Source organism: Pseudomonas sp. SH10-3B, assembly GCF_019891415.1.
In the GTDB taxonomy this organism is placed as follows: Bacteria; Pseudomonadota; Gammaproteobacteria; order Pseudomonadales; family Pseudomonadaceae; genus Aquipseudomonas.
Genome location: NZ_JAFLXD010000032.1, coordinates 14,984 through 27,724 on the forward strand (window position 1 = coordinate 14,984; position 12,741 = coordinate 27,724).

Here is a 12,741-nt window from a genome sequence, read left to right on the forward strand (position 1 = left end):
ACACCTGTCTTATCGACCTGGCGACACTAAAGATTAACCATGGGTGACAAAATGCCTGACTCCACGCAACTCCTTATCGGTGCCGGTCTTGATGGCCAGCCCATTGCCCAGGCCATGCGCCTGGCCAACCGTCATGGGTTGATTGCCGGCGCTACCGGCACGGGCAAGACGGTCACGCTGCAACGCCTGGCCGAAGCCTTCAGTGATGCGGGCGTGGCGGTATTTGCGGCTGATATCAAAGGTGACCTCTGTGGCCTGGGTGCTGCCGCCACCCCCGAGGGCAAGGTGGCCGAGCGTATCGCCGGCATGCCTTTCCTTAATTACACGGCCAAGGCCTACCCCGTAACGCTGTGGGACATCCACGGGCAGTCCGGCCATCCATTGCGCACTACCATCAGCGAAATGGGCCCGCTGTTGCTCGGCAGTTTGCTGGAGCTCACTGACAGTCAGCAGTCGGCCCTCTATGCGGCATTCAAGGTGGCGGATCGCGAAGGTCTGTTACTGCTGGATCTCAAAGACCTCAAGGCACTGCTCAACCACCTGCGTTATCACCCGCAGTTGCTCGGCGAAGACGCGGCGCTGATGACCACCGGCTCCAGTCAGGCGCTGTTGCGGCGTCTGGCCGTATTGGAGCAGCAGGGCGCCGAAGCCTTGTTTGGCGAGCCGGCCCTGCAGCTTGAAGACATCTTGCAGCCCACCAGCGATGGGCGCGGGCGTATCCACCTGTTGGACGCCAGTCGCCTGGTGCATGAGGCGCCAAAGGTATACGCGACCTTCCTGCTGTGGCTGCTGGCGGAATTGTTCGAGCAACTGCCAGAGCGCGGTGATGCTGACAAACCGCTGCTGGCGCTGTTCTTCGACGAGGCGCATTTGCTGTTCGCCGACACGCCCAAGGCTTTGCAAGATCGTTTGGAGCAAGTGGTGCGGCTGATTCGCTCCAAGGGGGTTGGAGTGTATTTCGTCACCCAATCGCCGGGCGACCTGCCGGACACGGTGCTGGCGCAACTCGGTTTGCGCGTCCAGCACGGCCTGCGGGCGTTCACCACGAAAGAACAGAAATCCTTGCGGGCGGTAGCCGATGGATTCCGGCCGAACCCCGCGTTTGATGCTTTATCGGTCTTGACCGAGTTGGGCACGGGTGAGGCATTGGTGGGCACCTTGCAGGAAAAAGGCACGCCGGAAGTCGTCCAGCGCGTGCTGGTCGCGCCGCCGCAATCGCGAATCGGGCCACTCAGCACGGCTGAACGCGCCGCATTGGTGGCCAGTTCGCCGTTGCAGGGGCGCTATGACAAGCCGATTGATCGCGAGTCGGCCTATGAAGTATTGATGGCGCGCAAGGAGCTTGGACCCGCCGAGGAGGCCACGCCGGCCGCCGAGGAGCCTAGCTTTGCTGACAAGGCTGGGGCGTTTCTGGGAACCACCGCAGGCAAGGCATTGAAATCAGCGATGCAGCAGGCGGCCAATCAGATGGGGCGCCAACTGGTACGTGGTTTGTTGGGGTCTTTGCTGGGGGGCAGCAAGCGCAAGTAGCGGTTCAGGGTTTGGGTTTGCCATGGGCGGCCAGCCGCTCAAGTGCTGCGCGCAAGCCCGGATCGCTGATGCCGTCGGCCGTGGCCTGAATCGTCTCGGCCGCCGTCTCCGACAAGTCCATGGTGTGGCCTGCCGCGCCTTGTTGCACGGTCGGTGGTTGTACCTTGAACTGGATGCGCGTCAAGCTGGCGAACTCATCGAATGCCATCAATTGACGCTGCAGGCGTTTTTGCTGATAGCGCAGACGGGTGGCCCAATGGCCGTCTGTGACAATCAGCAGCAGGTTGCCTTCTCGCCAGGACGCCACATGGCAGTGTTCGCGGGCGGCTGGTTGCAGTTGGCTTTCGAGCAGGCGTTGCAAATGGCCCAAGCGTTGCGCATGGCCAAAGATGGCTTTCAACGGCTTGGCTTCGCGAAGCAACACGCTGGGCGCGCGGGCTGTAAGAGGGCGAAATGCCATGTTTGGACACCTTAAGTAACAGAGCGGCCATCTTAGCAGAAAGCGTCTGCACGGCCCCGGGCAATGCATTGCCGGGACTTTATCCACAAAATCAATCGACTCCACGGGTTGAAGTTCGCGCAAAAGCCCTTATTTTAAACAAGCCCTCTCACAGCACCATGCCAGCATCGGGGAACAACGCCACTTTCCTCACCCACGATTCCGGGTAGAATGCGCGTTCGCATGCGGCCGTGAGGGCTGCTCGGGCCACTCACGGTGCGCCCTCCATCCCTATGTGTGGAAGAACCTGCCGATATGTTTGCGCCTTTGTTAAAGAAACTTTTTGGAAGCAAGAATGAGCGCGAAGTCAAACGCATGCTCAAGACGGTGCAGCTGGTCAATGCCTTCGAAGAGCAGATGGTTGCCCTGTCGGACGAGCAATTGCGCGCCAAGACCGAAGAGTTCAAGGCCCGCATAGCCAAAGGTGAAACCCTCGACAAGCTGCTTCCCGAAGCCTTTGCGGTTGCCCGTGAAGCCGGCAAGCGTGTCATGGGCATGCGCCACTTCGACGTCCAGTTGATCGGCGGCATGACCTTGCATGAAGGCATGATTGCCGAGATGCGTACCGGTGAAGGCAAGACCCTGGTAGCCACCCTGGGTGTTTACCTCAACGCACTGTCCGGCAAGGGCGTGCACGTTGTGACGGTGAACGACTACCTGGCTCGCCGGGACGCCAACTGGATGCGCCCGCTGTATGAATTCCTCGGCCTGACCGTCGGCGTGGTAACGCCGTTCCAGCCGCCGGAAGAGAAGCGTGCGGCCTATGCCGCCGACATCACCTACGGCACCAACAACGAATTCGGTTTCGACTACCTGCGCGACAACATGGCGTTCAGCATGGAAGAAAAATTCCAGCGCGAACTCAACTTTGCCGTGATCGACGAAGTCGACTCCATCCTCATCGACGAAGCCCGTACCCCGCTGATCATCTCCGGCCAGGCCGAAGACAGCTCGCGCCTGTACACCGAGATCAACAAGTTGATCCCGCGTCTTGAGCAGCACATCGAGGAAGTGGAAGGCGTGGTGACCAAAGAAGGTCACTTCACCATCGACGAGAAGACCCGTCAGGTCGAGCTCAACGAAGCCGGTCACCAGTATGTAGAAGACATGCTGACCCAGATCGGCCTGCTGGCTGAAGGCGAAAGCCTGTACTCGGCCCACAACCTGGGCCTGTTGACCCACGTATATGCTGGCCTGCGCGCCCACAAGCTGTTCCATCGCAACGTCGAATACATCGTGCAGGACGGCCAGGTTGTACTGGTTGACGAACACACCGGTCGTACCATGCCGGGTCGTCGTCTGTCCGAAGGCCTGCACCAGGCCATCGAAGCCAAGGAAGTGCTCAACATCCAGGCCGAAAGCCAGACGTTGGCGTCCACCACCTTCCAGAACTACTTCCGCCTGTACAACAAGCTGTCCGGCATGACCGGTACGGCTGACACCGAAGCGTTCGAATTCCACCAGATCTACGGTCTGTCGGTAGTGGTCATCCCGCCGAACAAGCCGCTGGCCCGTAAAGACTTCAACGACCTGGTGTTCCTGACCGCCGAAGAGAAATACGCGGCGATCATCAACGACATCAAGGACGGTATGGCCCAGGGTCGTCCGATCCTGGTGGGTACCGCCACCATCGAAACTTCCGAGCACGTCTCCAACCTGCTCAACAAGGAAGGCATCGAGCACAAGGTCCTTAACGCCAAGTTCCACGAAAAAGAAGCCGAGATCATCGCCCAGGCCGGTCGCCCAGGCGCGCTGACCATCGCCACCAACATGGCCGGTCGTGGTACCGACATCCTGTTGGGCGGTAACTGGGAAGTGGAAGTGGCCTCGCTGGACAACCCGACCCCTGAGCAGATCGCCCAGATCAAGGCCGACTGGCAGAAACGCCACCAGGCCGTGCTGGAATCCGGTGGCTTGCAGGTGATTGCGTCCGAGCGCCACGAATCCCGTCGTATCGACAACCAACTGCGTGGCCGTGCCGGTCGCCAGGGTGACGCCGGTTCCAGCCGTTTCTACCTGTCCCTGGAAGACAGCCTGATGCGCATCTTCGCCTCGGATCGGGTGAAGAACTTCATGAAAGCCCTGGGCATGCAGTCCGGTGAAGCGATCGAGCACCGCATGGTGACCAACGCCATCGAGAAGGCACAGCGCAAGGTAGAAGGTCGTAACTTCGACATTCGTAAGCAACTGCTTGAGTTCGATGACGTCAACAACGAACAGCGTAAAGTGATTTATCACATGCGTAACACGTTGCTGGCCGCCGACAACATTGGCGAGACCATCGCTGATTTCCGTCAGGACGTGCTCAACGCCACCGTCAGCGCCCATATCCCGCCGCAGTCGTTGCCTGAGCAGTGGGATGTCGCCGGTCTGGAAGCTGCGTTGAAGAACGACTTCGGTGTCGATCTGCCGGTCCAGCAATGGCTCGACGAAGACGACCACCTGTACGAGGAAACCCTGCGCGAGAAGCTCATGACCGAGCTGCTGGCCGCGTACAACGAGAAAGAAGAGCAGGCGAGTGCCGAAGCACTGCGCACCTTCGAGAAGCAAATCGTACTGCGCGTGCTGGACGACCTGTGGAAAGACCACCTGTCGACCATGGACCACCTGCGTCACGGTATCCACCTGCGCGGCTACGCCCAGAAGAACCCGAAGCAGGAGTACAAGCGCGAGTCGTTCACGCTGTTCTCCGAGCTGCTGGATTCGATCAAGCGCGATTCGATTCGCGTGCTGTCCCACGTTCAGGTGCGTCGCGAAGACCCGATCGAGGAAGAAGCTCGCCTGCGTCAGGAAGCCGAGGCACTGGCGGCGCGCATGCAGTTCCAGCACGACGAAGCCCCGGGTCTGGAAGCGCCTGAGGTGTTGGGCGAAGAGGTCGATGTGGCCTTGGCCCAGTCCCCGGTGCGCAACGAGCAGAAGCTGGGCCGCAACGAACTGTGCTATTGCGGTTCGGGCAAGAAATTCAAACACTGCCACGGCCAGATCGAATAAGATTTTCGCCTGACGCTGCAACACCCCGCGCCGCGACCGGCCTCTGCCGTCGCGGCGTTTTGCCATTAATTTCACCGTCGATCACGACGGCACAGACATCATCTAATTTTAAGGAGCGCATTCATGGCTGTTGGTCTTGGTCCTTTGCCCACATTGCACCCGGTTGCCGGTTTTGAGCTCGGTATCGCTTCGGCCGGCATCAAGCGCCCAGGGCGCAAGGATGTAGTGGTGATGCGCTGTGCCGAGGGCTCGACCGTTGCAGGCGTGTTCACCCTCAATGCCTTCTGCGCCGCGCCGGTGATCCTGGCCAAACAACGCGTTGCCGGCCCGATCCGTTACCTGCTGACCAACACCGGTAATGCCAACGCTGGTACCGGCGAGCCAGGGCTGGTCGCCGCTGCGCGCACCTGCGCCAAGCTGGCCCAACTGGCCGGTGTGGACGCAAGCCAAGTGCTGCCGTACTCCACCGGTGTCATCGGTGAGCCGCTGCCGGTCGAGAAAATTGAAGGCGCCCTGCAAGCCGCGCTGGATGACTTGTCTGTGGACAACTGGGCAGCTGCCGCCACCGGCATCATGACCACCGATACCCTGCCAAAAGGCGCGAGCCGCCAGTTCGTGCACGACGGTGTGACGGTTACCGTGACCGGTATCAGCAAGGGCGCAGGCATGATTCGCCCGAACATGGCCACCATGCTTGGCTATATCGCCACCGACGCCAAAGTCTCCCGTGACGTACTGCACAGCCTGATCCTGGATGGCGCCAACAAGTCGTTCAACCGCATCACCATCGATGGCGATACCTCGACCAACGATTGCTGCATGCTGATCGCCACCGGTAAAGCCGACCTGCCGGAAATCACCTCCGCCAGCGGCCCGCTGTTCGCGGCGCTGAAGCAAGCGGTGTTCGACGTGTGCATGGAAGTCGCCCAGGCCATCGTGCGTGACGGCGAAGGCGCGACCAAGTTCGTGACGGTTGAAGTCAACGGCGGCGGCAATCACCAGGAATGCCTGGATGTCGGCTACACCGTGGCCCACTCGCCGCTGATCAAGACTGCGCTGTTCGCCTCCGACCCGAACTGGGGCCGTATTCTGGCCGCCGTCGGCCGTGCCGGCGTGCCGGACCTGGACGTGAGCAAGATCGACGTGTTCCTGGGCGACGTGTGCATCGCCAGCCGTGGCGCCCGTGCCGAAACCTACACCGAAGCCCAGGGTTCGGCGGTGATGCAGCAGGAAGAAATCACCATCCGCATCGAACTCGGTCGCGGTGAGTGCAGCGAAACCATCTGGACCACCGACCTGTCCCACGAGTACGTGAAGATCAATGCGGAATACCGTACCTGATAGAAGAGGATAAGCGCGGTGAAACGAGTGCATGTAGCAGCAGCGGTGATCCGCAGTGTCGACGGCAGGATCCTGCTGGCGCGCCGTGCCGATACCCAGCATCAGGGCGGCCTGTGGGAGTTTCCCGGTGGCAAGGTGGAGGCCGATGAGTCGGTCGCCACGGCCCTGTCCCGTGAGTTGCAGGAAGAACTGGGGATCCAGGTCACCACGGCGCGACCGCTGATCAAGGTGCAGCATGACTACCCGGACAAGCAGGTATTGCTGGATGTCTGGGAAGTCTCGGCCTTTACCGGCGAGCCCCACGGCGCCGAGGGACAACCGCTGGAATGGGTGGCCCCGCGTGATCTGCCCAACTATGAGTTCCCCGCAGCCAATGCGCCGATTGTGGCTGCTGCACGCTTGCCCGCCGACTACCTGATTACTCCGGGCGAGCTGGAAACGCCCACGCTCCTGCGCGGGATTCAGAAGGCTATCGCCGGTGGCATCAAGCTGATCCAGCTGCGGGCGCCCAACGGTTATGACCCCAAATACCGCGACCTTGCGGTAGATGCGGTGGGCCTGTGCGCCGGTAAGGCGCAGTTGATGCTCAAGGGACCGTTTGAATGGCTCGGGGACTTTCCGGCGGCCGGCTGGCATATGACCTCGGCCCAACTGCGCAAATATGCGAGCAAAGGCCGGCCATTGCCGAAGGACCGCTGGTTGGCGGCTTCATGCCATAACGCGGAAGAACTGGCGTTGGCGGAATTGATGGACGTGGATTTTGTCACGCTGTCGCCGGTGCAGCCGACCCAGACCCATCCTGATGCACAGCCGTTGGGCTGGGAGCAGGCGGCAGAGTTGATCCGTGGGTTCAGCAAACCGGTGTTTCTGTTGGGTGGGGTTGGGCCTGCGCAGCGGGAGCAGGCGTGGGAAGCCGGCGCTCAAGGTGTCGCAGGGATTCGGGCGTTCTGGCCTGAGGTTTGATGGTGCTCTGAAGGGCCCTATCGGGGGCTTGCCCCCGGTGAAGCCCTGTCAGTCACCGAATCATCATCAGTGTGGCTTTGCCGCCGCCTGCCACAACACTTCAGCAACCCCCTGGCGCTTGGCAATCACCCGCGCCGCCACAAACAGCAAATCCGACAAACGATTGATATACGCCAACCCCACCCCTTCCAACGGTTCAACCGCATTCAAATGCTGACAGCGTCGCTCGGCACTGCGCGCCAGGCTGCGGCATACATGGGCCTGGGCAATCAGCGCTGAACCACCGGGCAAGATAAAGTTTTCCAGCGGTCCGACTTCCTCGTTCCAGCGATCAATCGCGGCTTCCAGCCGATCCACTTCTGCCGCATTCAGTGCCTTGTACTCCGGCATAGCCAACTCGCCACCCAGATCGAACAACCGATGCTGGCAAGGCGTAAGCACCTCGACCACGTCCTGCAAGCCCGGATGCTGTCCGCCCAGGGCTTCGAGATAGGCCAGCAGTAAGCCGAGCTGACTGTTCAGCGTATCCACTTCGCCAATGGCCTCCACCCGGGGATGGTCCTTGGGCACGCGGCGGCCGTCGCCGAGGCCGGTTTCGCCTTTGTCACCGGTACGGGTGTAAATCTTCGACAGGCGAAAGCCCATGGTCAGTGCTCCAGTTGGGTAAGTTCGTAAGGTGGCAGTTGGCTGCCGGCCAAGGGCAGGCGCAGGGTGAAGCAGGTGCCTTGGCCGAGGGTGGAATGCACCTCCATCTGGCCCTTATGGTTGTTGGTGATGATGAAATACGACACCGACAGCCCAAGCCCGGTGCCCTGGCCGATTTCCTTGGTGGTAAAGAACGGCTCGAAGGTGCGTTTGCGCACGTTCTCGCTCATGCCGATGCCGTTGTCTTCCACCTGGATCTCTGCCCACGGCGGGTTAAGGCGGGTGCGCAGGATGATGCGCCCCGGCTCGCTGTCGTCTTCGCGCAGGTGAATGGCTTGGGCGGCGTTTTTCAGCAGGTTGAGCAGCACCTGTTCCAGTTCGTTGGCGGTGCCCGGTACGGGGCCCAGTTGCGGGTCGAACTGACGGATGATCGCCTGGCCCTTGAAGTCGAAGCCAATGGCGAGGTCAAAGTCGTTACCGGCGATTTCTACGGCCTGGTCGATCAGTGCCGGTAAGTCGCAAGGAGCCATCTGGCGGTTGCTGCGACGGCTGAAGCTGAGCATGTGGGTGACGATTTTTGCCGCCCGTGCCCCCGCCTGCTGAATGCCGTCGAGCAGTTGCGGCACTTCGCGGCTTTGCAGGTAGCGGTTGACGATGCCCAGCTCAACGCCCACTTGTTCGGCGTGTTCCAGGTTCTTGGGCAGGTCTGGGGACAGGCGCCGGCGAATGTTCTGCACGTTATGCAGGATCGCCCCCAGCGGGTTGTTGATCTCGTGGGCCATGCCGGCAGCAAGCCCGCCGACGGACAGCATTTTTTCCGACTGCACCATCATTTCTTCCAGTGACAGACGCTGGGTGATGTCGTCGATACGGATCACTACACCGCGCCCGGCACCGCCCATCAGTGGATAGAAGGTCAGGGCGTAATGCTTGGGCTCGTCGTCCTTGATCCAGGTGACGCGCTCGATGCGCTCCACCGTGTGTTGTTCCACCGTGGCCTTGATCTGCGGCAGGTACGGTTTGAGCGGCTGGAAGGCGAGGTAGATCGGTTGATTCAGCGCTTCATCCAGGCGCGTGCCGGACAAGGCCGTGGCCTCTTGATTCCACTGAGTGACGTAGAGCTGTTCGTCCAAGGCGATCAGTGCCGAAGGCATCGAGTCGATGATGCTGTTGAGGTAGTTCTGGAAACCGGTGAGCTTTTTCTCGATCTTGCTGCGCACCTGGACTTCGAGCTCCAGCTTGCGGTTGGTGTGGCGCGTCTCTTCCGCCAGACCTTGTGCCTGGTCGTAGGCCGCTTGTGAGTCATCCCGCGCGCGCTTGAGCTGCTGCTCACGGGCTTCGATACGCGACAGCATGGTGTTGAAGGCTTCGGCCAGACTGCCGATTTCATCGTGGTTGCCCCGGCTGGCGCGCAGGGCGTAGTTCTCTTCGCGGGTCACTTGGCGTGACAACTCTTCCAGCTCATGGATCGGCCGGGTGATCAGGCGTTTGATCTGCCGGGCGATGATCATCCACAGCAACACACTGAAAATCAGGATGCCCAGGCTGGCTGTCAATGTGCCGGTATAGAAGGCCATCGGCAGCTCACTGCTGGCCACCAGCAGCAGGTGGCCGGACGGTTGGCCGGGGCGGGGCAGGGTGATGATCTGGTTACTGCGAAATTCGGTCACCCGCCAGGCTTCGATATGCCGGTAGTTGTCCGGCAGGTGCAGGCGATCGCCGTGTTGCATCTGCGCCAGGAGATTGCCTTCGCCGTCGTACAAGGCGGCGGCGCGCAAAGGCGAATAGCTGGTCAGTTCATTCAGCAGCGCGTCAGCCTTGGTCGGGGATTCGAGGGCTTCGGCGGCAAGGGCCGGGTTGGACACCAGCCGGCCAATGGCCTGCAAGGCCTGGGGGGCCATGCTTTCCTGGGAGATCCAATAGGCGGCACTGATAAAGGTCAGGTTGGCCACCAGCAGGACGGTGGTCAGCAGCACCAGCAGGGCGGCCAGCAGTTTCTGCCCGACTGGTAGGTTTTCTAGACGCTGGCGCAGCGGCATCAGGGTTTTCCCAGGTGATAGACAGGCGGGCAGGGTAGCGCGTGGCTCAGTCGCGGGGCAATCCGCGTGCAAGTAAGTGCTCAACCAGGCGCACTTGCAGCTGTTGCAAATGCGGCAGGCTCAATTGGTGACGAGCGGCCGCCTGGCAAGCATAGCCCAGCAAGTAGCTGATTTCGGTGCGACGGGCGTTGACCACGTCCTGGTACATGGAGGAGTAGTTGGCGGCGGTGGCCTGGATCACCCGTTCCACTTCGTGCTGCAGATCCTGCGCGGCGGCGGGTTGGCCACAGCATTCCAGCAATTCGCCAAGTTCGGCGCACAGGGTCGCGACTTCACATTGATGGTGTTGCAGTTCACCGTTGCGGCACTGGTAAAGCACTGTCAGCGGGTTGATCGCGCAATTGAGCGCCAGCTTGCGCCACAGGCGGGTGAGGATGTCGGTGCTCCATTCGTGGGGGATGCCCGCAGCGTGCAGGTCGTCCAGCCACAACGGTGGGGTAGGGTGGCTCGCGTCCCCCAGCCAGGTGTAGCCATGGCCGGCGAATACCACGCGCCAGTCACCGTCGCGAAATGCGCCTTCGGTACTGGAGGCAAACATGCAGCGGGCCTGGGGCAGTTGGGCGGCCACCGCGTCCTGGCTGCCGAGGCCGTTTTGCAGCAGGATCAGCTCGGCGTCCGGTGCCAGGCGATGTTGCAGTTGTGCGACAGCGCTCTGGGCATCGTAGGCCTTGCACGCTACCAGCAGGCGATGAATGGGATCTGGGTTGTCGGGTGTTTCGCCGATCACTGGGTAAGTGTGGGCGACGTCGTGCTCGACCAGGGTCAAGCCTGGTGTAGCCCGGTAGCTGGCCAGGCGCGCAGCATCGCGCAGGATCAACCTGACGGGCACACCGGCGCGCGCCAGGCGGGTGGCCCACAGTGTGCCCAGGCTGCCGGCGCCGAGAATATGCCAGGTGGTCGACATCAGTTTTTGCTCCGTAGGATCGCTCACAGTGAACGCGACGAAAGAACCGCTATAATGCCTCGGCATTTTAGCTCGGGCGCGCTCCATCTCTACTGAGCCCGCCCCTTATATTGGAGAAATCACATGCCTTCGTTCGACGTGGTATCTGAACTGGACAAACACGAAGTCACCAACGCCGTCGAGAACGCCGTCAAGGAGCTGGACCGTCGCTATGACTTGAAAGGCAAGGGCAGCTTCGAATTCAAGGAAAAGGAACTGACCGTCAACCTGACCGCCGAAGCCGATTTCCAGCTGGAAGCGATGATCGAGATCCTCAAGCTGTCGCTGGTCAAACGCAAGATCGACGCGCAGTGCCTTGAAATCAAGGATGCCTACGCCTCCGGCAAGCTGATGAAGCAGGAAGCCGTGCTCAAGGAAGGCATCGACAAGGAACTGGCGAAGAAGATCGTCGCCCATATCAAGGATGCCAAGCTGAAAGTCCAGGCTGCCATCCAGGGTGAGCAGGTTCGCGTCACCGGCAAAAAACGTGATGACCTGCAAGACGCTATCGCGGCCCTGCGCGCCAAGACCTTCGACATGCCGCTGCAGTTCAATAACTTCCGCGACTGATGGCACATTGGGGAACCTGCGGGCGTTTTCGGCGTCCCACGCCCCACAACCTGCGCCCTCACTTGAGCCCTACGGGGCTCATTTGCATTTTAAGCAGTCAATAAAGCCGCACATCCGCCATACAGGAGAAGCTACATGGATTTAAACGCTGAAATGGATCACTTGATCAAGACCTCGCAGTCGTGGATCCCGATGATCATGGAATACGGCAGCCGGGTGTTGCTGGCGGTGATCACCCTGGCCATTGGCTGGTGGCTGATCAACGTATTGACCCACCGAGTGGGCCGCCTGCTGGCCTTGCGTAACGCGGACCTGGCACTGCAGCACTTCATCACCAGCCTTGCGAACATCGCGCTGAAAGTCATGCTGATTGTGAGTGTGGCGTCGATGATCGGCGTGGCGACTACCTCGTTCGTAGCTGCCATCGGTGCTGCTACCCTGGCCATCGGCCTGGCGTTGCAAGGCAGCCTGGCCAACTTCGCGGGTGGTGTGCTGATTCTGTTGTTCCGCCCGTTCCGCATTGGTGACTGGATCGAAGCCCAGGGCACCTCGGGGACTGTCGATAGCATCCAGATCTTTCACACTGTGCTGCGAACCGGCGACAACAAGACTGTGATCGTGCCTAACGGCATCCTGTCCAACGGCATCATCACCAACACCAACCGTCAGCCGACCCGCAAGGTGGTGTTTGACGTGGGTGTGGACTACGAGGCGGACCTGCAGAAAGCCCGTGAAGTGCTGCTGGAGCTGGCAAAAGACCCGCGCGTGCTGGCCGATCCTGCCGCTGTGGCCGTGGTGTCGACCTTGGGCGATAGCTCGATCACCGTCTCCCTGCGTTGCTGGACCAAGACGTCGGATTATTGGGACGTGGTGTTCATGCTCAATGAACTGGCGCGTGATCGTTTGAAGGCCGCGAATATTGATATTCCTTTTCCGCAGCGGGTTATTCGAGTCATGCAGGAAGCAGCACCGAAGTAAGTTCAACAGTTACGTTTGAGTTGGCCGAAAGGTCAGGTTAAACGTATCACCTGTATCTCGTTAGTTAGCTTGCTAGTTATTCTTCGCTGAAATAAAACTGCAATGAAAAAGCCGCTCCCTTGTAAACAGGGGAGCGGCTTTTTTGTTTAAGGCCGAGGCCTTAAGTCATCGTTGTAATTGAA

The 12,741-nt window shown here is 60.6% G+C and carries 10 protein-coding genes; 6 read left to right on the forward strand and 4 right to left on the reverse strand.

Annotated elements, in window-relative coordinates; translation table 11 throughout:
• Positions 1-51 precede the first annotated feature (51 nt).
• A complete protein-coding gene (locus J1G35_RS21390; RefSeq protein ID WP_053135956.1) occupies positions 52-1,530 on the forward strand; it encodes a helicase HerA-like domain-containing protein in 1,479 nt (492 codons plus the stop codon).
• A gap of 4 nt (positions 1,531-1,534) precedes the next feature.
• Here J1G35_RS21390 and J1G35_RS21395 read toward each other — a convergent pair whose 3' ends face one another.
• The gene (locus tag J1G35_RS21395; RefSeq protein ID WP_027605525.1) at positions 1,535-1,990 is read right to left on the reverse strand and encodes a DciA family protein; all 456 of its coding nucleotides are present in this window, start codon (positions 1,988-1,990) and stop codon (positions 1,535-1,537) included.
• A 294-nt stretch (positions 1,991-2,284) separates the two neighbouring features.
• On the opposite strand from J1G35_RS21395, the gene secA reads away from it, so the two are divergent.
• From secA to J1G35_RS21410, 3 genes are all read left to right on the forward strand, one after another.
• A complete protein-coding gene (gene secA, locus J1G35_RS21400; protein WP_053135794.1) occupies positions 2,285-5,020 on the forward strand; it encodes a preprotein translocase subunit SecA in 2,736 nt (911 codons plus the stop codon).
• A gap of 123 nt (positions 5,021-5,143) precedes the next feature.
• Positions 5,144-6,361: a bifunctional glutamate N-acetyltransferase/amino-acid acetyltransferase ArgJ gene (gene argJ / locus J1G35_RS21405; protein ID WP_053135797.1), complete on the forward strand. Its 1,218-nt coding sequence runs from the start codon at positions 5,144-5,146 to the stop codon at positions 6,359-6,361.
• 18 nt (positions 6,362-6,379) lie between these two features.
• The gene (locus J1G35_RS21410) at positions 6,380-7,324 is read left to right on the forward strand and encodes a Nudix family hydrolase (RefSeq protein WP_223015949.1); all 945 of its coding nucleotides are present in this window, start codon (positions 6,380-6,382) and stop codon (positions 7,322-7,324) included.
• Positions 7,325-7,390: 66 nt separating this feature from the next.
• Here the strand turns inward: J1G35_RS21410 and J1G35_RS21415 are convergent, their stop codons facing one another.
• From J1G35_RS21415 to J1G35_RS21425, 3 genes are read right to left on the reverse strand one after another with little or no spacing between them, the layout of a single operon-like run.
• Entirely contained in the window at positions 7,391-7,969 is a 579-nt protein-coding gene (locus J1G35_RS21415; protein ID WP_053135803.1) for a cob(I)yrinic acid a,c-diamide adenosyltransferase, read from the reverse strand.
• 2 nt (positions 7,970-7,971) lie between these two features.
• Positions 7,972-10,008, reverse strand: a complete 2,037-nt coding sequence (locus J1G35_RS21420; protein WP_053135807.1) for a HAMP domain-containing sensor histidine kinase — start codon at positions 10,006-10,008, stop codon at positions 7,972-7,974.
• A gap of 46 nt (positions 10,009-10,054) precedes the next feature.
• Positions 10,055-10,972, reverse strand: coding sequence for a putative 2-dehydropantoate 2-reductase (locus J1G35_RS21425; RefSeq protein ID WP_223015950.1), 918 nt, complete (start codon positions 10,970-10,972; stop codon positions 10,055-10,057).
• 123 nt (positions 10,973-11,095) lie between these two features.
• Between J1G35_RS21425 and J1G35_RS21430 the strand changes: the two genes are divergently transcribed.
• Together J1G35_RS21430 and J1G35_RS21435 are read left to right on the forward strand one after the other, a co-directional pair.
• Positions 11,096-11,581: a YajQ family cyclic di-GMP-binding protein gene (locus J1G35_RS21430; protein ID WP_053135814.1), complete on the forward strand. Its 486-nt coding sequence runs from the start codon at positions 11,096-11,098 to the stop codon at positions 11,579-11,581.
• A gap of 135 nt (positions 11,582-11,716) precedes the next feature.
• Complete coding sequence (locus tag J1G35_RS21435; protein WP_053135816.1) at positions 11,717-12,559, forward strand: mechanosensitive ion channel family protein; 843 nt, start codon at positions 11,717-11,719, stop codon at positions 12,557-12,559.
• Positions 12,560-12,741: the final 182 nt, after the last annotated feature.

Coding starts and splice junctions, on each gene's coding strand:
- J1G35_RS21390 (WP_053135956.1), top strand. CDS start 52: ATGCCTGACTCCACGCAACTCCTTATCGGTGCCGGTCTTGATGGCCAG.
- argJ (WP_053135797.1), top strand. CDS start 5,144: ATGGCTGTTGGTCTTGGTCCTTTGCCCACATTGCACCCGGTTGCCGGT.
- J1G35_RS21425 (WP_223015950.1), bottom strand. CDS start 10,972: ATGTCGACCACCTGGCATATTCTCGGCGCCGGCAGCCTGGGCACACTG.
- J1G35_RS21420 (WP_053135807.1), bottom strand. CDS start 10,008: ATGCCGCTGCGCCAGCGTCTAGAAAACCTACCAGTCGGGCAGAAACTG.
- J1G35_RS21430 (WP_053135814.1), top strand. CDS start 11,096: ATGCCTTCGTTCGACGTGGTATCTGAACTGGACAAACACGAAGTCACC.
- J1G35_RS21435 (WP_053135816.1), top strand. CDS start 11,717: ATGGATTTAAACGCTGAAATGGATCACTTGATCAAGACCTCGCAGTCG.
- secA (WP_053135794.1), top strand. CDS start 2,285: ATGTTTGCGCCTTTGTTAAAGAAACTTTTTGGAAGCAAGAATGAGCGC.
- J1G35_RS21395 (WP_027605525.1), bottom strand. CDS start 1,990: ATGGCATTTCGCCCTCTTACAGCCCGCGCGCCCAGCGTGTTGCTTCGC.
- J1G35_RS21415 (WP_053135803.1), bottom strand. CDS start 7,969: ATGGGCTTTCGCCTGTCGAAGATTTACACCCGTACCGGTGACAAAGGC.